This is a genomic window from Methylococcus capsulatus str. Texas = ATCC 19069 (assembly GCF_000424685.1).
Classification (GTDB): Bacteria; Pseudomonadota; Gammaproteobacteria; order Methylococcales; family Methylococcaceae; genus Methylococcus; species Methylococcus capsulatus.
This window is the reverse complement of sequence record NZ_AUKJ01000008.1, coordinates 14791-34212: the sequence shown is the minus strand read 5'-3', so window position 1 is coordinate 34212 and position 19422 is coordinate 14791. Positions and strand designations below refer to the sequence as shown.

At 62.8% G+C, this 19422-nt stretch carries 16 protein-coding genes; 10 read left to right on the top strand and 6 right to left on the bottom strand.

Going from position 1 to position 19422, the window contains the following annotated elements:
- Nucleotides 1–14: 14 nt before the first annotated feature.
- The 10 genes from H156_RS0101945 to H156_RS0101900 all read left to right on the top strand — a co-directional run bounded on the left by H156_RS0101945 (nt 15) and on the right by H156_RS0101900 (nt 15748).
- Nucleotides 15–2462, top strand: coding sequence for a HEAT repeat domain-containing protein (locus tag H156_RS0101945; protein ID WP_017364693.1), 2448 nt, complete (start codon nt 15–17; stop codon nt 2460–2462).
- Nucleotides 2463–2500: 38 nt separating this feature from the next.
- Nucleotides 2501–4057, top strand: a complete 1557-nt coding sequence (locus tag H156_RS0101940; protein WP_017364694.1) for an efflux transporter outer membrane subunit — start codon at nt 2501–2503, stop codon at nt 4055–4057.
- A gap of 59 nt (nt 4058–4116) precedes the next feature.
- Nucleotides 4117–4431, top strand: a complete 315-nt coding sequence (locus tag H156_RS0101935; RefSeq protein ID WP_010959647.1) for a P-II family nitrogen regulator — start codon at nt 4117–4119, stop codon at nt 4429–4431.
- A 121-nt stretch (nt 4432–4552) separates the two neighbouring features.
- Nucleotides 4553–4744 carry a hypothetical protein gene (locus H156_RS0101930; RefSeq protein ID WP_017364695.1) on the top strand — a complete coding sequence of 64 codons (192 nt, stop codon included), beginning with the start codon at nt 4553–4555 and terminating at the stop codon, nt 4742–4744.
- A 72-nt stretch (nt 4745–4816) separates the two neighbouring features.
- A complete protein-coding gene (locus H156_RS0101925; protein WP_017364696.1) occupies nt 4817–7789 on the top strand; it encodes a type I restriction endonuclease subunit R in 2973 nt (990 codons plus the stop codon).
- Entirely contained in the window at nt 7779–9056 is a 1278-nt protein-coding gene (locus tag H156_RS0101920; protein ID WP_017364697.1) for a restriction endonuclease subunit S, read from the top strand. The genes H156_RS0101925 and H156_RS0101920 overlap by 11 nt, the downstream gene beginning before the upstream one ends.
- Nucleotides 9053–9838, top strand: a complete 786-nt coding sequence (locus H156_RS0101915; protein WP_017364698.1) for a hypothetical protein — start codon at nt 9053–9055, stop codon at nt 9836–9838. Before H156_RS0101920 ends, H156_RS0101915 begins: the two co-directional genes overlap by 4 nt.
- Nucleotides 9835–12999, top strand: a complete 3165-nt coding sequence (locus H156_RS0101910; protein ID WP_017364699.1) for a DEAD/DEAH box helicase — start codon at nt 9835–9837, stop codon at nt 12997–12999. The genes H156_RS0101915 and H156_RS0101910 overlap by 4 nt, the downstream gene beginning before the upstream one ends.
- The gene (locus H156_RS0101905) at nt 12999–14129 is read left to right on the top strand and encodes an AAA family ATPase (protein WP_017364700.1); all 1131 of its coding nucleotides are present in this window, start codon (nt 12999–13001) and stop codon (nt 14127–14129) included. The genes H156_RS0101910 and H156_RS0101905 overlap by 1 nt, the downstream gene beginning before the upstream one ends.
- Nucleotides 14126–15748 (top strand): type I restriction-modification system subunit M, encoded by a 1623-nt coding sequence (locus H156_RS0101900; protein WP_017364701.1) that lies wholly within the window; start codon nt 14126–14128, stop codon nt 15746–15748. The genes H156_RS0101905 and H156_RS0101900 overlap by 4 nt, the downstream gene beginning before the upstream one ends.
- 139 nt (nt 15749–15887) lie before the next feature.
- Here H156_RS0101900 and H156_RS0101895 read toward each other — a convergent pair whose 3' ends face one another.
- The 6 genes from H156_RS0101895 to H156_RS0101870 all read right to left on the bottom strand — a co-directional run bounded on the left by H156_RS0101895 (nt 15888) and on the right by H156_RS0101870 (nt 19407).
- Nucleotides 15888–17183, bottom strand: a complete 1296-nt coding sequence (locus tag H156_RS0101895) for an ammonium transporter (RefSeq protein ID WP_017364702.1) — start codon at nt 17181–17183, stop codon at nt 15888–15890.
- 160 nt (nt 17184–17343) lie between these two features.
- The gene (locus H156_RS17200) at nt 17344–17508 is read right to left on the bottom strand and encodes a hypothetical protein (protein ID WP_017364703.1); all 165 of its coding nucleotides are present in this window, start codon (nt 17506–17508) and stop codon (nt 17344–17346) included.
- A gap of 16 nt (nt 17509–17524) precedes the next feature.
- A complete protein-coding gene (locus H156_RS0101885; protein WP_017364704.1) occupies nt 17525–18007 on the bottom strand; it encodes a hypothetical protein in 483 nt (160 codons plus the stop codon).
- 26 nt (nt 18008–18033) lie between these two features.
- Nucleotides 18034–18354 carry a hypothetical protein gene (locus H156_RS0101880; protein ID WP_017364705.1) on the bottom strand — a complete coding sequence of 107 codons (321 nt, stop codon included), beginning with the start codon at nt 18352–18354 and terminating at the stop codon, nt 18034–18036.
- 124 nt (nt 18355–18478) lie between these two features.
- A complete protein-coding gene (locus H156_RS0101875) occupies nt 18479–18718 on the bottom strand; it encodes a hypothetical protein (protein ID WP_010959628.1) in 240 nt (79 codons plus the stop codon).
- A gap of 11 nt (nt 18719–18729) precedes the next feature.
- Nucleotides 18730–19407, bottom strand: a complete 678-nt coding sequence (locus H156_RS0101870; protein WP_017364706.1) for a fumarylacetoacetate hydrolase family protein — start codon at nt 19405–19407, stop codon at nt 18730–18732.
- Nucleotides 19408–19422: the final 15 nt, after the last annotated feature.

The window sequence follows — 19422 nt, the reverse complement described above, 5'->3', positions numbered from 1 at the left end:
GGAGGTGACTCGCCATGCTACTGACCGCCGTCGCCGGTTTTCTCGTCGCGATCTCGCTCAACCTTTTCCTTTACCGCCTCATGCAAAGCCGTGGCAACACCATCGTCCGGCTTTACCGGGCCGTACTGCTGCTGCTGGCCGGTCTGGGGCTGGTGGCGCAGGCGCTGGGGTCCGAACTCAACCCCTACCTGGTCGTGCTCTGTTTCACGTTCGGCCTGGCGTTCCTGACGCTGGAAACGCTGGCCGCGGGATTCTGGGGCAAGATCGGTTACGGAAGCCTGACCGTCGCCCATCTGTTCCTCGGCGGCTATCTGTACACCATGACCCAAGTGCCCTACGGTGACCGCCCCTTCGCCGCGCTTTCGGCCAACCAGCCCAAACCGCTCTCCGATGCCGATCTCCGGGAGGAATGGATCGCCGGCCTGCCCCTCGGCAGCGCCGCCGGCACTTCCGTGCCGACCGCCCCCACCCCTGCCGGGACACCACCCCGGCCCGCGGACAACGTCCGCGTCAGCCTGAGCTGGAGCGACGTCGAACCGCTGATGGCGCACGACTCCCACGTCCGCGACGTGTTGATCGCACTGCGGGAGAAGCAGGAGCGCGACCTTTCGGAGATGCTCGCCAGCCTGAACCAGATCGCCGTGAACAGCACTGGCATGCGCCGCCATGCCGTCCACCGCGACAATGTCGAGAACCTCCTGCACGACGGGGCGATTTCCGAGGCGCGCTACCACACGATCCTGGAGACGTGGCGGCTGACCGACCGTGACGAACAGGCCTTCCGCTCGAAACAGGCCGAGGAACTGTTCCACGTGATGCTCCAACTGCTGGAAGACAGAGAAGTCGATGAGACTCACAAGGTCGAACTGATCGATTTCATGGTGGACCGCTTTTCCAGCGATGTCAGACTGGTCAAGCCGCTGATCAATCTCTACGAGGCGCTGGACAGCGAATATCCCCGCCAGAAACGCCTGAATCACGAGTTCCTCAGCCTCTACCTGCAGAAGCGCAATGCCATTCTCAGGGGGTTCGCACGGATCGGCCAGCCGGGGCTGCAGCCCCTGCTCGACTACCGCAAGAAAACCATTTCCGAGATTCGTTACTCGCAGGCCCGGCTCGACCGGTTTCTGGAACAGACGTTCGGACAGCGCGTACGCCCCCTCTACGGCCCGGTCGAACCCATCGCGGTCAAGGACTTCCTGAACCGGGAAAAATATCCGCCGCTGGGAAAACTCTCGGGAGCCGCCTACGAGCAGGACTACCTGCGGCACAGCCTCATCCGCATCGGCCTCGAAAACCGGGTCCCTGCGGCCGGCCAGCCGGTCATGGGTCTCGCCGCGGCGGATTACGCCAAGATCGTCCAGGCTTTCGAGGAGGGGTTGCCCGATGCCGTCGACGCCATGGTCATCGACGAGAATCCTGCCGTGCGCGGCAACCTGGCCTGGTATCTCGCCGAGCGCAAGGACCCTTATACCCTGCCGCTGATCTTCGAACTCATGCAGGACTCCCATCCGGAAGTCAGACGGCTGGCGGCGATCGCGGTAGGCAATTTCAAGATCATCGACATGCAGAGCGCGAACGACCGCAAATTCACCGAGATCGTCCGGATGCTGGTGAATTACCGGACCAATGCCGATACCTTCGCCCGGGTCTTCGCCCTCTATGCGCTGGCAACCGTCGGCGACCGTCAAAAAGCCCTCTACGTCCTCGACCTGATCTTCAATGACGGCGCCACGGTGCACTCCGTCATGGGACAGGCCGCGCCGGCCTGGAAAAGCGAGGAGGAGAAAGCCGCGGTGCAAAGCCTCATCGAAATATTGGGGGAGACTCCCGAGGAGCCCTATGTCAAAACCGAGGCGCTGAAGGTGCTTCTGGCCATGGAATCACAGGAATCCGTCGGCATCCTGCTGCATTACCTCAACCATATCTACGAGTCGACCCATGGCCGCCCCAGTCTGCTGCGTTATGTGGTACCGCACATGACCCTGCCGCAGGAAGCGGAGAACGTCGAGGACGTGGTGGACTATCTCGCCGCGCGTTACCGCGCCAATCCCGAGCATCTGCAACAACCGCTGAAGGCGCTGCGCGCCTATCTCGGATCGGCCTACGGCAACCACCGCAGCGGGGAATTCTTCCAGTTTCTCAAGTTTCTCGCGGCATACGACAGCCGGGAATACGAGGCGTACCTGAAACAGACGCGGGAACACGTGCTGCTCATGCGCATGCTCGAGTACGTGAAATCCACTTACGGTTTCTGGCTGGTGTTCTGGCCGCTCTCGCTGCTGATCCTGATCGTGGTGCAATACGGGCTGGGGCTGTCCCCCCGCTTCGCCCGTGCCGACGGCGGCGGGGCGGCGACCCGCCCCAACCGCCGCGCCAATCCGGCGGCGGACATCCGCAACCGGCGCCAGGCGCCCGCGGCGGCCGTGGTCCCGATCAAGATCGGCTCCGGCAAATCCTGAAGAAGTTTCGCCCAGGAACCGGCTCGAGAGACCACGCCATGCGCATCACCCTGTACGATTCGGCTCGAGTCCTGCTGCTGCGCCTCGCGCTTGCGGCCGGCTTGGGGCTCCTGCTCGACGGCTGCAACAAAATCGGCCCGGACTTCCACCGGCCAGAAATCAAACTCACCGATACCTGGCTGGATGCGCCGAAAAAAGCCGCCAAGGCCGGCGATTTCCGCAACTGGTGGAAACTGTTCAACGATCCGGTGCTGGATCGTCTCATCGAGAAGGCTTACCGGCAGAATCTGGACGTCCAGAAAGCGGCGATCCGCATCTATCAGGCGCGCGCCCAGCTCGGCATCGCCAAAGGCTACCTGTTCCCCCAGAAACAGAACGTGGGAATGGACACATTCTATGAACGCATCAGCGAATACTCGCCCTACTACCAGGGAAGCGATTTCCACACGTTCACCTATTTCCAGACCGGATTCGACGCCATGTGGGAGCTCGACATCTGGGGCCGGTTCCGCCGCGGCATCGATGCCGCGGGTGCGGAACTGGCGGCATCGACCCTGCAATATGACGACATGGTGGTGACGCTGACCGCCGAAGTGGCTGCCGCCTATGTCCAGATACGCACGTTCAATCAGCGCCTGGCGCTCGCCAAGGGCAATGCCGACCTGCAAGAACGCAGCTTCCGCGTCGCCGAATCGCAGTTCCGCAACGGCCTGAGCACCGAACTCGACATGCAGCAGGCCAAGGCGCTGCACCAGGCGACCCTGGCCGAGATCGCCAACCTGGAAGTGGGACTGCGCCAGTCGAAGAATGCCCTGAGCGTCCTGCTGGGGATGCAGCCCAGCCACCTCGAAAAGGAACTGGGCCCGGACAGCGACATCCCCGCCGCCCGGTCGGAGATCGCCATGGGCATCCCCACCGACATCCTGCGCCGCCGCCCCGACGTGCGCGCCCAGGAATACAAGGCCGCCTCCCAATGCGCCCAGATCGGGATCGCCGAGAGCGAACTCCTCCCCCGCCTTTCCCTGGTCGGCACCGTCGGCTTCAATTCCGGCAGCATCGACGGACTCGACGTGGCCAACGCCATCAGCCCTTCCGGGCTGGCGGGCAAATTCGGACCGACCGTCATCTGGCCGATCTTCCAGTACGGACGGCTGACCAACAACGTCCGGGTCCAGGACGCCAAGTTCCAGGAACTCCTGACCGACTACCGCAGCACCGTATTGCGCGCCCTGCGCGAGGTGGAAGACGCGATCATCGCGTTCAAAAAAGCCGAGGAAAGGGTGGCCAGCCTGTCGGACGGCGTCCGGGCCTCCCAGCGCGCCGCGGAACTCGCCTTGCGGCAATACCAGAACGGACTCGAGGACTACACCCGGGTCCTCAATTCGGAACTGTTCCTGGTGCAGCAGCAAGACCGGCTGACCGCCAGCCGCGGAGACGTCGCCCGCAGCGTCATCGCCATGTACAAGGCGCTGGGTGGCGGCTGGGAGATTCGGGAAGGCCGGGAACTGCTGCCGCCCGGCGTGAAGAAGGAAATGCGCGAGCGTACCGACTGGAGCGACCTGCTCGAGGAACCCGTCGGCAAGGGAATCGACTAGCCACCAAGCGGGACCGGCGGACGCACCTCGCCCCGGTCTCGCGAAGAGAGGACAGGCGAATGAAACTGGTGACCGCAATCGTACCCTCACGCAAGCTGGATGAAGCCCGCGAGGCCCTCCTGGAAACCGGCGCCACCGGCCTCACCATCAGCCGCATTCTCGGCGAGGCGTGCGAAAGGCACGCGCCCCGCGCCGACGACTGCTCGTTCAAGCTGGAGATACTCGCCACCGAACGCATGGCGGGCGCCGTCGTCGAATCGCTCATCGGCATCCTGGGCCCGAAGGCGGCCGAGGATGCCCGGATACTGGTCTTCGAACCGGAACAGGCCGTCCGCATCCGCACGCAGGAAAGCGGCGAAGCGGCCGTGGGCTGAACGCCGAGCGGCGTCTAAGCAAGGAGGCATCGCCAAAGCGACCGGCACATCATCCGTATCGTGTTGCCCCAGAAAAGCCAAAGGCAGTACATTGGCGTCTCATCGCTGACGAGATGCCGCCATGTCACGCCGGAAGGACGAAACCCTTTCCATACGCACCTCCGCCGAGATCAAGCAGCTGTTGCGCATGGCCGCAGAGCGCGAACGGCGATCCCTCGCTTCGATGATCGAGATTCTGGTGTTGGAGTACGCGCGGACACACGGGCTGAAGCCCGATCGCCCAAGCGGTGAAGCCACCAACGGGAACGCCTGATGGGGCTTCCAAGAATCGCCTGGGTCAGCCCGACCGCCAAACCAACGGACCATCGACGGCAGGAACGAAACAATGACCACCACGGAAAGCCAGATCGAACAAGACTTCATCGAGAAGCTGGAAGGGCTGAAATACACCTACCGCCCCGACATCCGCGACCGCGCCGCGCTGGAACGGAATTTCCGCGAGAAGTTCGAGGAGTTAAACCGCGTCCACCTCACCGACAGCGAATTCCACCGCCTGCTGGACACCATCGTCACGCCGGACGTGTTCACTGCCGCCAAACACCTGCGCGAGAAGAACAGCTTCGAGCGCGACGACGGCACGCCGCTCTACTACACCCTGGTCAACATCAAGGACTGGTGCAAGAACAGCTTCGAGGTGGTCAACCAGTTGCGCATCAGCACCGACTACAGCCACCACCGCTATGACGTGCTCCTGCTCATCAACGGCGTGCCCGTGGTGCAGATCGAGCTGAAGACGTTAGGCCTAAGCCCGCGCCGTGCCATGCAGCAGATCGTCGATTACAAGAACGACCCCGGCAACGGCTACGGCAAGACCCTGCTGTGCTTCCTGCAACTCTTCATCGTCAGCAATCGCAGCGATACCTGGTACTTCGCCAACAACAATACCCGCCACTTCAGCTTCAACGCCGACGAGCGCTTTTTGCCGCTGTATCAGTACGCCAGCGAAGACAACAAAAAGATCACCCATCTGGATGACTTCGCCGACGCTTTCCTCGCCAAGTGCACGCTGGGCCAGATGATCAGCCGCTACATGGTGCTGGTCGCCAGCGAGCAGAAGCTCCTGATGATGCGGCCCTATCAGATCTATGCCGTGCAGGCGATTGTGGAGTGCATCCACCGCAAGAGCGGCAACGGCTACATCTGGCACACCACAGGTTCAGGCAAGACGCTCACCTCGTTCAAGGCCTCGACGCTCTTGAAAGACAACCCCGACATCGACAAATGCCTGTTCGTGGTGGACCGCAAGGACCTCGACCGCCAGACGCGCGAGGAATTCAACAAGTTCCAGGAAAACTGCGTCGAGGAGAACACCCACACCGAAACCCTGGTGCGGCGGCTGCTCTCCGACGACTACGCCGACAAGGTCATCGTCACCACCATCCAGAAGCTCGGCCTTGCGCTCGATGAAACGAACAAGCGCAATTACAAGGCGCGGCTCGAACCCTTGCGCAACCGGCGCATGGTGTTCATCTTCGACGAATGCCACCGCTCGCAATTCGGCGAGAACCACAAGGCCATCAAGGAATTCTTTCCCAACGCCCAGCTGTTCGGCTTCACCGGCACGCCCATCTTTGAGCAGAATGCAAGCTATCAGCAGATCGAAGGCCAGCAGGCCAGCTACAAGACCACCGCCGACATCTTCCAGCAGCAGCTGCACGCCTACACCATCACCCACGCCATCGAAGACCGCAACGTGCTGCGCTTCCATGTGGACTATTACAAGCCGGAAGGAAAGAACAAACCCAAGCCCGGCGAAGCGCTGGCCAAGCGCGCCATCGTCGAGGCGATCCTCGCCAAGCACGATGCCGCCACCAACGGCCGCAAGTTCAACGCGCTGCTGGCCACCGCCAGCATCCCCGACGCCATCGAATACCACGCCCTGTTCAAGACCGTGCAGGCGGAAAAGCGGGCCAGCGACCCCGGCTTCAAGCCGCTCAACATCGCCTGCGTCTTCTCCCCGCCCGCCGAAGGCAACCAGGACGTGCGGCAGATCCAGGAAGACCTGCCGCAGGAGCGCGCCGACAACGAACAGGAACCGGACAAGAAGAAGGAAGCCCTCAAGGCCATCATCGCCGACTACAACGCGCAATACGGCACCAACCACGACCTCAGCAACTTCGACCTCTACTATCAGGACATCCAGAAGCGCATCAAGGACCAGCAATGGCCCAATGCCGACCTGCCGCACGCGCAGAAGATCGACATCACCCTCGTGGTGGACATGCTGCTCACCGGCTTCGATTCCAAATACCTGAACACCCTCTACGTGGACAAGAACCTCAAGTACCACGGCCTGATCCAGGCGTTTTCGCGCACCAACCGCGTGCTCAACGACACCAAGCCCTACGGCAACATCCTCGACTTCCGCCAGCAAAATGATGCCGTGGATGCCGCCATCGGCCTCTTCTCCGGCGAGGCCACCAGGCCGCCCAAGGAAATCTGGCTGGTGGACAAGGCCCCGGTGGTCATCGAAAAACTGCAAACCGCCGTGCAGAAGCTGGGCGACTTCATGCATTCGCAAGGGCTGGCCAACAAACCCGAAGCCGTGCCCAACTTGAAGGGCGACACCGCCCGCGCCCAGTTCATCAACCTCTTCAAAGAGGTGCAGCGCCTCAAGACCCAGCTCGACCAGTACACCGACCTCACCGACGAAAACAAGCAAACCATCGAGCAGGTGCTGCCTGGCGAAACCTTGCAAGGCTTCAAGGGCGTGTACCTCGAAACCGCCCAGCGCCTCAAAGACCAGCAGGAGAAGAGCGGCGAGCACCCCCCCGCCGAAGTGCAGCAGCTCGATTTCGAGTTCGTGCTCTTCGCCAGCGCCGTGATCGACTACGACTACATCATGGCGCTGATCGCCCGCTACTCGCAGCAGACACCCGACAAGCAGAAGATGAACCGCGCCCAGCTCATCGGCCTCATCCAGTCCGATGCCAAGTTCATCGACGAGCGCGACGACATCGCGGAATACATCGACACCCTGCAAGCGGGCAAGGCGCTGGATGAAAAGGCCATCAAGGCGGGCTATGAACGCTTCAAGGCCGAAAAGCACGCGCGGCAGCTCGCCGCCATCGCGGAGAAGCACCGCCTCGACAGCGCCGCGCTGCAAAGCTTCGTGGAGACCATCCTGCGCCGCCTCGTGTTCGACGGCGATGCGCTCTCCGACCTCTTCGCCGCCGCGGAACTCGGCTGGAAGGCGCGCACGCAAAAGGAACTGGCGCTGATGGAAGACCTCATCCCGCTGCTCAAAAAACTCGCCGGCGGGCGCGAGATTTCAGGGCTGGGGGCGTATGAGCAATAAGGCGGACGACAAGACCATGAAACCGGGCGCGAAGCGTGCCCTGGTGCCGAAGCTGCGCTTTCCTGAATTTCGGGACCATCCGGGATGGGGGGATGACTATGGCGATAAACTGTTCGATCAAATCAACAATCGGCAGGCGACTCCAGGTCTCCCGATTCTCGCGATCACTCAAGAGCATGGAGCAATTCCTCGGGATGCAATCGACTACCATGTTTCTGTAACCGACAAGAGCGTCGAGACCTACAAAGAGGTTCAGCCAGGCGATTTCATTATCAGCCTCAGGTCGTTTCAAGGCGGTATCGAATTTTCTGAATACCACGGAGTTTGTAGTCCGGCCTACGTAATTCTTCGAAAGAAAGTCGAGCTTTCTGAGGCGTTTTTTAAGCATCTGTTTAAATCCTACAGATTTATTCAGCAGCTCACGAAAAACCTAGAAGGTTTGCGCGACGGGAAAATGATTAGTTTCAAGCAGTTCTCGGAATTGTTGTTACCGAACCCCACCTTAGGCGAACAACAAAAAATCGCCGACTGCCTCGATTCCCTCGACGAGCTGGTCAGCCTGGAGGCGCAAAAGCTCGACACGCTCAAGGCCCACAAGAAAGGGCTGATGCAGCAACTCTTCCCGCGCGACGGCGAAACCCTGCCCCAACTCCGCTTTGCAAACGAGGGCGATTGGACTGTGGTTAGCTTGCCTGAGGTCGTCTTTTTTCAAGAAGGCCCGGGAATAATGGCCGTTGATTTTCGCAGTGAAGGAGTGCCGCTTGTTAGGCTTGCCGGGGTTGGCGGGGCGGCTGTCACACTTGATGGATGCAATTATCTTGATCCCGAAAAGGTAGCGCAGAAGTGGGCGCATTTTCGTCTCGAAGTTAACGATCTCCTTATTTCAACCAGCGCAACCTTTGGCCTTTCATCGATTGTAACGCACGCTGCAGCCGGTGCCGTTTTCTACACCGGGCTTATTCGGCTCCGCCCCAATAATGAACGATTAAATTTTGGCTATCTAAAGGCCTTTCTGGGAAGCCCTCACTTTGCGCAACAAGCTGAATCTGCCGCAGTTGGTGGAGGAATCAAGCACTTCGGCCCAACTCACCTAAAGCAAATGGAGATCCCAATTCCTCCGTTGGCCGAACAGCAATGCATTGCCGACTGCCTCGCCTCCCTCGACGCGCTCATCGCCGCCCAGGCCCAGAAGCTCGACGCGCTCAAGGCGCACAAGAAAGGGCTGATGCAGCAGCTCTTCCCCTCCGTTGACGAGGTGCAGGGATGAGCTGGCAAACCGCCTACCAAGCGACTGAAGGCTGCGTCACCTGGCAGGGCGAGTGCGCGCAGGATGGCCCTGCGCTGGGAGAATTTCTGCAAGGGCCGGTGGCTGCGCGGCTGAACGATGCCGAGGGCGGCAAGGCGTTGAGTGAGCATCTGCATGGGCTGAGCCTCACCGGCATGGGGCAGGCGGCGCTGCAAGAGGTGCTGGCCGCCGAGGTGCCGGAGATGCGCGACTGGGCGGCGGGCGAGGCGCTGGCCGAGGCAATGCTGGAGACGCACCACGATGTGGTGCTGCCCTGGAACACCGAGCGCGACAAGCGCAACCCCTTCGCTTCGTTGCCTGGCGCGGACATTGTGGGCTTTCAGCGCGAAGGCGGTTCCCACCGGCTGGCGCTGGGCGAGGTCAAGTGCTCGTCCGAGGCGAAATCGCCGCCGCAAGTGATGAGCGGCAGAAGCGGCATGCCCCACCAGCTCGATACGCTTGCAACTAACCTCGGCACGATCTGCCAACTACTCAAGTGGCTGTTGCCGCGCGTGAAGAATACGGCGCACGAGCTTGCCTTCAATGCGGCGTGCACCCGCTACTTCAATTCCGGGCTGCGCGATCTGGCGCTGTTCGGAATTCTGGTGCGCGACCAGACGGCGCAAGAGTCCGATTTGCAGGCGCGGGGCCGCCAACTGGCGGGCAGCCTGCAAGCGCCGACGCGCTGCCGCCTCATCGCCCTCTATTTGCCCTGGCCCATCGCGCAACTGCCGCAGGCCATTGCTCAGGGAGGTGCGGCATGACCCACTGGCTGCTCGATGCGATGGCGGACCGCCGCCGCATGGCGCTGCGCGAGGCCGATCGCGTGCAGTTTTATCGGGAGATGGGCCGCGAGGTGCCCGCCTTCGATGAGGCGCCGCTGCGCGAGACGGCCGCCGCGCTGGAAATCGCCGTGCTCGACCTGAAGGTGGACCGCCTGGCCGATGATCCCGAGCGGCTGGAGCTGTCGCGCCAGGCGGCAACGGAGGCCTTCCGGCTGCTGCGCGTGTTGCCCCTGCCCGCCGAGCCCATGGCAGCGGGCACGCATCTGCTGCGCGCCTCGGTGCTGGCCGTGCTGGGCGATCGCGGTGCGGACGCGGCGCGCTGGCTGCGCACGCTGGACGAGGCGGGGAAATGGCCCGCCTTACCGCTTTCTGCGCGCAACTGGGGCGAACGTTGCCGGGCCACCATCACCGAGGTTTGGCTCAGGCTGGTGCGCAAGAAGGGCTGGGGCGACCGAGATGCGGTGCTGGAGCATGTGGCGGCGCTGCGCAGCGCGCAGGAGGAATTCGAGCGGGATTATCTGCACACCTTCACGCCGCTGGAGGCCAAGCGCAGCGCGCTGGAGCTGATCGCCATCTACCATCTGGCGAAGGCGGCCGATGTGCTGGCTCACTACATCACCGACGGCAAAGTGGATGGCAGTTTCCAGATGCAGCCCTTGCTGGACAGCCACTTCGACCGGGCCATCGATGCCTGCGAGGCGGCGCAGCTCATCGAACTGGGGCCGTTCGCGCGCTTGCTGGCCCGCGCCGCATCGCAGATGGTGGACAACGCCCTGTGGACGGTGACGCGCAAGGTGAATTCGCGCGTGACCCAATTCGTGCGCGAGCTGGTCGGGCGCGGACGCGGCGACCGTGCCCTGTTCGACGTGTTGCCGCCACAGCGCCGCACCCTGGCCGAGCGGGGCTTACTGGGTTCCAGCCGTCAGGCCGTGGTGGTGAGCTTGCCGACTTCCAGCGGCAAGACGCTCATCGCTCAGTTCCGCATGTTGCAGGCGCTGAACCAGTTCGAGGACCGCAAGGGCTGGGTGGCGTATCTCGCGCCCAGCCGGGCGCTGGTCAATCAGGTGACGCGGCAGTTGCGCCGTGATTTCCAGCCGCTGGGGCTGGTGGTGGAGCGAGTGAGCCCGGCCATGGAGATCGACGGCATCGAAGCGGGCGTGCTGACGGAGTCGCGCGACGAGGCGCGCTTCCGCATCCTCGTGGCCACGCCCGAGAAGTTCGACCTGATGTTGCGCCAGGGCTGGGAGGAAAAGATCGACCGACCGCTGACCCTGGTGGTGGTGGATGAGGCGCACACCATCCAGGACAAGGAGCGCGGCCTGCGCCTGGAGTTGCTGCTGGCGACCATCAACCAGGAGTGCCGCGATGCGCAGTTCCTGCTGCTCACACCCTTCATCCAGAACGCGCGCGAGGTGGCACGCTGGCTCGGTGGTCAGAACGCGGAGGACATCAGCCTGGGGGTGGACTGGCAGCCCAATGATCGGGCCATCGGCATCGTCAGCCCGGTAGATGATGGTCAGAAGAAAGGCCGCGCCCGGGATTACCGGCTGGATTTCGAGACGGTGCACACCACGCGCCCCAGCATCGTGCTGGACGAAGCCTTTTCGCTGGGCAAGGACGAGTCGCTGGCCGGGTCGCTTTCGGAAGCGCAGGATGTGGGGACGCTGGCCGCCATCGCGGCGCGCAAGCTCAAGGCGCGCGGGCCGGTCATCGCCATGCACAGCCGCCCGGACTATGTTTGGAAGCTGGCCGAGCGGCTCAAGTCCGGGCAAGCCGAGGCCGTGTCCGGCGATGTGCGCTTTGTGCAGGACTATGTGAAGGCCGAGCTGGGGGCGCAATTTCCGCTGGTGGATCTGCTCGCGCATCGCATCGGCGTGCACCATGGCGGTTTGCCGGAAGAGATCCGCATGTTGATGGAGTGGCTGTTCGAGAAGGGGCAGCTCGATGTGCTGGCCGCCACCACGACCATCGCCCAGGGTGTGAACTTCCCCGTCAGCGGGGTGGTGATGGCGGCCACGCAGTACCCCTACGGGCAAACCATGCCGCCGGAGGATTTCTGGAACATCGCGGGCCGCGCCGGGCGTGTGTCCCAAGGCCAGCTGGGCGTGGTGGCCCTGGTGGCCAGGGATCAGGAGGAGGTCGCCAAACGCAGGGAATTCATCAACAGCAACACCGGGGACTTGAATTCCGCGCTGATTCAGCTGGCGCAAGCTGCGTCTGGTGAGCTGGGTGACCTTGGCAAAATCGTTTACAACCATCCAGAGTGGTCGAGCTTCTTGCAGTACCTCGTCCACACCTATCGGCAAATGGGCGCGCCGGCCAACTTTGCCGACCAGATCGAGCAGGTGCTGCGCGGCACGCTGGGCTTCGAGAAGTTGCGCGCTACCGCCAGCCAGCTCGCCCGCCGTCTGCTCGACGGGGTGCGGGGCTATGTCGATTACATCTCCAGCCCGCAACAGCCCTTGAAGCTGGTGGACAGCACCGGCTTTTCGTTGCAGAGCATCCGCACGGTGATGGCGAATCGAGGGAACATCGGGCCGGATTCGTGGGACAGGGAGCGCCTGTTCCGCGATGGCGACCGTACCTTGCAGGACATGATGGGCGTGCTGCTGCGGGTTCCCGAGTTGCGTGAGAACTTGAAGAGCGTCCTCGGTGGCCAAGCGCCAGACGGGGACAAGCTTGCGCTCATCCTCAAGGACTGGGTGAATGGCGAGGAGATCACCACCATCGCCACGCGGCATTTCCGCAAAGAGGGTGAAGACGAGGTGGCGGCGCTTACGAAGTGCGGGCAAAACCTCTTCGGCAAGCTGGCGCAGACTTCTTCCTGGGGCCTGAATGCGCTGCTGGCGATCACGGCATCCAGCCTTTCAGACGACGAGCGCACACAGTTAGCCAATCTTCCGTCGCAGGTGTTCTATGGGGTAGCCACGGACGAGGCCATCGCCCTGCGCCTGCTCGGGGTGCCGCGCCGGGCGGCGACACCGCTGGCGAGCGTGATGGCTCTGCGTTCGAACGAATCTCTGCCGACGGTTCGTCAGCGTCTTGCCGCATTGACGGAACAGGACTGGAACCAGGCATTGGGGGCGGTCGGCAGCACCTATCGCAGGGCCTGGCAAATCATGGATGGAGCAGTGGACTGATGACCGATCAAACCTTTGCCAATCTGAATGGCCTGGCCGCGCATCTGCGCGGCGAGCTGAATAGCAAGAAGTTCATCCTGCTCTATGCCTACAACGGCACCGGCAAGACGCGCCTGTCCATGGCCTTCAAGGACATCGGCAAGCAGGGCGACGCGCGGGATACGCTCTACTTCAACGCCTTTACCGAGGATCTGTTCTATTGGGACAACGATCTCAACAATGACCGCGAGCGGGTGCTGAAGATCAACAAGGATTCGCGCTTCTTCGCCGGGCTGGACCAGCTGGAGATGGATACCCGCATCCGCCCGCTGCTCAGCCGCTATGCCGATTTCGATTTCAGGATCGACACCACTGAGTGGGAAGTCAGCTTCTCGCGCGAGATCACCACCGGCGAGGGCGAGCAGGCCAAGACGGTGACCGTGGATGACATCAAGGTGTCGCGTGGCGAGGAGAATATCTTCATCTGGTGTTTCTTTCTCGCCATCGTGCAGTTGGTCTTGGATGGCGCGCAGGCGTATAGCTGGGTCAAGTACCTCTATATCGACGACCCCATCTCTTCGCTGGACGATAACAACGCCATCGCCGTGGCCAGCGATCTGGCGCAACTGCTCAAGGCCAAGGAAAGCCCGATCCGTGCGGTGATTTCCTCGCACCACGCGCTGTTCTTCAACGTGATGCACAACGAGCTGGATGCGCGCAAGTCCAAGAAGACGGCGTCCTATTTCCTGTCGCAGCCGCGCAACGCCACGGGCTACCGGCTGCGCTATACCAACGCCACGCCGTTTTTCCATCATGTCGCCATGCTCACGGAGCTGTATCAGGCGGCGAAATCCGGACGGCTCTACACCTATCACTTCAACATGCTGCGCAGCCTGTTGGAAAAGTCGGCGAGCTTTCACGGCTTCCCCAACTTTTCGGCCTGCATTAAGCAGGATGACGACGACCCGGATGGCATCCTCCATGCCCGGCTGATCAACATTCTGAGCCACGGCAATTATTCACTCTATGAGCCGCAGGAGATGCTGGAAGAGAACAAGGCCTACTTCAAGAAAATCCTCAACGATTTCCTTGGCCGCTACCCATTCAATCCCGAACTATTTCCCGATGTACCGGAGGAAGCCGCACCATGACCGAACAAGAACAGAAACAACTGGGCAACACCCTGTGGGGCATTGCCGACCAATTGCGCGGGGCGATGAACGCGGACGACTTCCGCGATTACATGCTTTCCTTTTTGTTCCTGCGCTACCTCTCGGACAACTACGAGGCGGCGGCGAAAAAGGAGCTGGGGACGGATTACCCGAAGCTTACGGCCACCGACCGCCGCGCGCCGCTGGCGGTGTGGTATGCCGCGAATCCGAAAGACACCGCCGAGTTTGAAAAACAGATGCGCCGCAAGACGCACTACGTGATCCAGCCCGAATACCTCTGGGGCAGCATCGCGGAGATGGCGCGCACGCAGGACAAGGAGCTGCTGCACACGCTGCAAAACGGTTTCGATTACATCGAGAACGAGTCCTTCTCCAGCACCTTCGGCGGGCTGTTCTCCGAGATCAACCTGAATTCGGATAAGCTGGGCAAGAATTACGAGGCGCGCAATGCCAAGCTCTGCACCATCATCAAGGCGATTGCCGAGGGGCTGGAGAAGTTTTCCACCGACCGCGACACGCTGGGCGATGCCTATGAATACCTGATTGGCCAGTTCGCCGCAGGCAGCGGCAAGAAGGCGGGCGAGTTCTACACGCCGCAGCAGATTTCCAGCATCCTCTCCGGCATCGTCACGCTGGACAGCCAGGAACCCGCCACCGGCATCAAGCCGCATCTGGCGAGCGTGTTCGATTTTGCCTGCGGTTCCGGCTCGCTGCTCTTGAACGTGCGCCACCGCATGGGGCCGCGCGGCATCGGCAAGATCGTCGGGCAGGAGAAGAACATCACCACCTACAACCTGGCGCGCATGAACATGCTGCTGCACGGGGTGAAGGATAGCGAGTTCGAGATCTATCACGGCGATACGCTGCTCAACGAATGGGACTGGCTGCGCGAGACCAACCCGGCCAAGAGCCCCAAGTTCGACGCGGTGGTGGCGAATCCGCCATTCAGTTACCGCTGGGAGCCGAGCGCGGCGCTGGGTGAGGATATGCGCTTCAAGAGCTACGGCTTGGCACCCAAATCCGCCGCCGACTTCGCTTTCTTGTTGCATGGCTTCCACTACCTGAAGCAGGACGGCGTGATGGCCATCATCCTGCCCCACGGCGTGCTGTTCCGTGGCGGCGCGGAGGAGCGCATCCGCACCAAACTGCTGAAGGACGGCAATATCGACACGGTGATCGGCCTGCCCGCCAATCTGTTCTTTTCCACCGGCATCCCGGTGTGCATCCTGGTGCTGAAGAAGTGCAAGAAGCCGGATGACGTGCTGTTCATCAATGCCGCCGAGCATTTCGAGAAAGGCAAGCGCCAGAACAAGCTGCTGCCGGGGCACATCGAAAAGATCATCGACACCTACCAGTTCCGCAAGGAGGAAGCGCGCTACGCCCGCCGCGTGACGATGGAGGAGATCGAGGCCAACGGCTACAACCTGAACATCTCGCGCTACGTGAGCACGGCGCAAGCCGAGGAGGAAATCGACCTGGCGGCGGTGCATGCCGAGCTTGTGGCGCTGGACCGGAAGATCGAGACGGCCACTCAGCGGCACAACGGGTTTCTCCAGGAACTGGGGCTGCCGTTGCTACCGTCGGTCGAGCGGGCCTGACCGGAAAAAAGGGCATCCGCTGGACTCTCCCGATCCGGGGGCTCGGCTGAATCAGGCGAAATACCCGTTTTTTCCGTTGACCGCCGCCCAATGACCAACGCTGAAGGCCGCGCCGTTCATCCCGGAGCGAACCGCCGCCTCAGAAGTAATAGCCCTTGCCGTTGTGCGAACTCAAGTCCAGTCCTTCGGTCTCCTCGTCGGGGCCGACGCGCAGTCCCGGCCAACGGTTCAGACCTTTGAGTATGAAATAGCTGACGGTTCCGCTCCAAACTCCGGCGGCAGCGATCGCGACGAGCTGAACGCCGATCCGCTGCCCCACCCCCAAATCACCCGGAAATCCCGAACCGCCCCAAGCCCCGCCGGCGACCAAGGGGGTGAGGAGCACGCCCAGCAGGGCGCCGGCCGCATGCACCGGGAACACGTCCATGGCATCGTCGATTTCCAGCCTGCGCCGGATCCAGGGGATCGCGAAGAAACAGGCCAGCCCGCCCGCGCCACCGACGATGACGGCACCCTGCGGCCCGAGGTAACCTGCCGCGGGCGACAGCGCGACCAGGCCGGCGATCATGCCGGTCACCAGTCCGAGCAACGTGGGGCGACCGAAGCGCCACCACTCGGCCACCATCCAGACCATCGCGCCGGCGGAAGCGGCCAAGTGGGTGTTCAACATCGAGAGTGCCGCCGCACCGTTGGTGATCAAGGCGCTGCCGGCGCTGAAGCCGTGCCAGCCGATCCACAGCATCCCGGCGCCGGCCGCCGTCAGGGTCAGATTGTGGGGCGGCATGAGCGCATCCGGAAACCCACGCCGCGGCCCCACCAGCCAGGCGGCCGTGAGCGCCGAGACGCCGGCGGTCGCATGGACCACCACCCCGCCGCCGAAGTCCGCCGCACCGAGACGGGCCAGCCAGCCGCCGCCCCACAGCCAGTGGCAGACCGGCGCATAGACCAGCAGCATCCACAGGGTGGTGAACCAAAGCATGGCCGAGAACTTCATCCTCTCGGCGAAGCCACCGACCATGACCGTCGGCGCCAGTACGGCGAAGCCGAGATGGTAGATGCAGTACGCCGCTTCCGAAACGGGCCCGACCGCCGAGTCGGCCGTCAGACCGTGCAGGAACAGCCTGGACGTGCCGCCGAGCCATGGCGACGAGGACTCCCCCCCACCCAGGGCGAGGCTGTAGCCGGCGCCCATCCAGACCAGAGACACCAGGGCGGCGACGGCAAAACACTGGGCCAGGACAGAGAGTACGTTCTTGGTGCGGACCAGGCCGGCGTAAAGCAAGGCCAACCCCGGCACCGTCATGAACCAGGCGAAGCCGGTCGATGTGAGAATCCAAGCGGTATCCGCTGCATCGAGCTCCGCCGCCTCGAGCGGCCGCGCCACCAGCAGACATCCCAACAAGCTGAAACCGAAGAATTTCGGACCTTGCCCCATCACTCCCCCGTCTGTGTATCGTGGCGCGGTCCGCGCCGACCGGAAGCCATCTCCGCCGGATTCTCACCCTTCCGGGAGACCGCATGCACCAAACGGGGGCAATGAAACCATGATTGGACGGGCGTGCCAAGGTTCGAGGAGACTTTCCGCCGGGATGCGATCACTCGCTCATATCGGGGGACAGGATCACTTCGTCCGGAACGCCGTTTCCATTCCGCTGAAGATCGATCCCTCCCACCCGCGCATAGCCGGCATCTCCTTCGTAGAGAACGACGGCGTCTCTCGGCATTTCGAGCAGCGCCCGTATCAGTTGCTCCACGGTCATCGGTGGAACCGCCGGCTCACAGGTCGTCCGATATGACTTCCAGCGCGATCAGCTGTTCCCGCAGCGCCATGTGCGCCGGGAAGCCCTCCCGGCCCTGGTAGAACGGGTCGCCGTAAAGGGCGCGGGTGGCCGACTCGTCGGAAAGGTAGACCCGGCAGGCGTGGAGCCCTTCCGCGAGGGTTGCGACACAGGCTTCGAACTCGGAGACCGGCTCGGGGTCATAGACGCCTTCCCCCAGGAGATCGTCGGCCCGGTACAGGTCGGTGTCCCAGCCGTGCTTTTCCGCCAGTTCGAATATCGGGCCGTGGCTGGCCCCGGCTTCGGGGGATTGCGGCGTGAGGCCGGCGGCTTCCAGCAACCGGCGGGGGCTGGTCACGGTGAAAATCACGCGGCCTTCCCGTGCCTTGGCGACGCTCACCTTGCGGGAAAAGTCCTCCCGGTCGAAGGCGAACCAGGCGTTCGCCTTGCCCGGGCTTGTTACCTCGACGACATGGATCATGGGAGTTTTCCCGAGTGAAGGTGAATTCAATGAGTCAGGCGGACGGCTACCACCTCTTCGCCCGACTCCGCCCGAACCGCAAGCTTGATGTCGACGGCGCGGCTCAGCCAGCCCAAGGTCACCGCGCGGAAGGCGGCTTCTTCGGCCTCGTCCCAGATCAGGCACAGCAGGGCTTCTTCGCGGTTGAGCAGTTCGTCCTGCTCCAGTTTGGTCACGGCAAGCTGGCAGGCCAGCGGATCCGCCTCGTTGCGGGCGAACACCTCGCGCGCCGCCGCGATGCCGTCGGCAATCTCGTCTTCCGACGCGAGGGCGGCGTGCTCGCCCTCGATGGTGATGATGAACGCCATGGGTCTCTCCAATCGAATCTACGAAAATGCAGTGGAATATCCGTGTGTATCAGCCTCGGAAAGTAGGCATCCCTCACCCCTTCCCCTCTTCCAGAGGAAGAGAGAACGGGGATGAGGCTTCAAGCTACAAGGGCACACCGAAAAACCATTCCTCGCTGCCGCCCCAGGCGAGATGCAAGCGGTAGGCGGAACGCCAGCGCGCCGCCTCGGCCTCGTCGGCCGGACGGTGGCTCAGTTCCGCGTCCGGCGTGTCGGCGGTGAAATAGGCACGGCCATTGCGCAGAAAGCGGGCGAGATCCTTGCGGTCGTTGGGCCGGACCACCGCCCTGGGCACGCCGTCGACCAGGATCGTCGTCACCTGCATGGCTACCTCCGCTATCCGATGGTGATGATCAAGGGCTCCAATCCCGCGACGGTGGCCTCGATCACGTCGCCCTGGAACACCGGACCGGCCAGACCCGACGAGCCGGTGTAGATGAGGTCGCCGGGGAACAGCTCCATCCGGGTGGAAAGATAATGCACCGTCTCGGGCACCTTCCACAGCATATCGGCCACGTTGCCGCTCTGCCGGACCTCGCCGTTGACCTTGAGCTCGATCCTGCCGCTGGCGATGTTGCCGGCGTAGAACTCCGGCGTGATCGCCGAGCATGGCGAGGAATGGTCGAACGATTTGGCCTTGTCCCAGGGCAGGCCCTGGGCGATGGCGTGATCGAGCGCATCGCGCAGGGTCATGTCCAGACCCACGGCATAGCCGAACACATACTCGTGATCGACCCTGTCCGCGGGAATGTTGCGGCCGCCCTTGTGCAGTGCCACCACCATTTCCGCCTCGGGACACAGGGCGCCGGTGCCGGGCGGATACGGCAGCACGGCATTGTTCTGGAGGATGGCGCCGGCTGGCTTCAGGAAGAAGCCCGGCTCGGCGGGCTTGACCGCTTCCCGGCCGGATTCAGGGTAATTGTGGGCGAGGCAAAAAATGCGGCGCACCGGAAACGGCTTGCTCGACATGGCGTCGAGGGTGATCACGGGAGCGGGTGGGAAGGCATAGTTCATGGTGGGTTCGATCCT

What these genes read in the sequence shown, in the direction of transcription:
- H156_RS0101945 (WP_017364693.1), top strand. Translation starts at nt 15, where the DNA reads ATGCTACTGACCGCCGTCGCCGGTTTTCTCGTCGCGATCTCGCTCAAC.
- H156_RS0101940 (WP_017364694.1), top strand. Translation starts at nt 2,501, where the DNA reads ATGCGCATCACCCTGTACGATTCGGCTCGAGTCCTGCTGCTGCGCCTC.
- H156_RS0101935 (WP_010959647.1), top strand. Translation starts at nt 4,117, where the DNA reads ATGAAACTGGTGACCGCAATCGTACCCTCACGCAAGCTGGATGAAGCC.
- H156_RS0101930 (WP_017364695.1), top strand. Translation starts at nt 4,553, where the DNA reads ATGTCACGCCGGAAGGACGAAACCCTTTCCATACGCACCTCCGCCGAG.
- H156_RS0101925 (WP_017364696.1), top strand. Translation starts at nt 4,817, where the DNA reads ATGACCACCACGGAAAGCCAGATCGAACAAGACTTCATCGAGAAGCTG.
- H156_RS0101920 (WP_017364697.1), top strand. Translation starts at nt 7,779, where the DNA reads ATGAGCAATAAGGCGGACGACAAGACCATGAAACCGGGCGCGAAGCGT.
- H156_RS0101915 (WP_017364698.1), top strand. Translation starts at nt 9,053, where the DNA reads ATGAGCTGGCAAACCGCCTACCAAGCGACTGAAGGCTGCGTCACCTGG.
- H156_RS0101910 (WP_017364699.1), top strand. Translation starts at nt 9,835, where the DNA reads ATGACCCACTGGCTGCTCGATGCGATGGCGGACCGCCGCCGCATGGCG.
- H156_RS0101905 (WP_017364700.1), top strand. Translation starts at nt 12,999, where the DNA reads ATGACCGATCAAACCTTTGCCAATCTGAATGGCCTGGCCGCGCATCTG.
- H156_RS0101900 (WP_017364701.1), top strand. Translation starts at nt 14,126, where the DNA reads ATGACCGAACAAGAACAGAAACAACTGGGCAACACCCTGTGGGGCATT.
- H156_RS0101895 (WP_017364702.1), bottom strand. Translation starts at nt 17,183, where the DNA reads ATGGGGCAAGGTCCGAAATTCTTCGGTTTCAGCTTGTTGGGATGTCTG.
- H156_RS17200 (WP_017364703.1), bottom strand. Translation starts at nt 17,508, where the DNA reads ATGACCGTGGAGCAACTGATACGGGCGCTGCTCGAAATGCCGAGAGAC.
- H156_RS0101885 (WP_017364704.1), bottom strand. Translation starts at nt 18,007, where the DNA reads ATGATCCATGTCGTCGAGGTAACAAGCCCGGGCAAGGCGAACGCCTGG.
- H156_RS0101880 (WP_017364705.1), bottom strand. Translation starts at nt 18,354, where the DNA reads ATGGCGTTCATCATCACCATCGAGGGCGAGCACGCCGCCCTCGCGTCG.
- H156_RS0101875 (WP_010959628.1), bottom strand. Translation starts at nt 18,718, where the DNA reads ATGCAGGTGACGACGATCCTGGTCGACGGCGTGCCCAGGGCGGTGGTC.
- H156_RS0101870 (WP_017364706.1), bottom strand. Translation starts at nt 19,407, where the DNA reads ATGAACTATGCCTTCCCACCCGCTCCCGTGATCACCCTCGACGCCATG.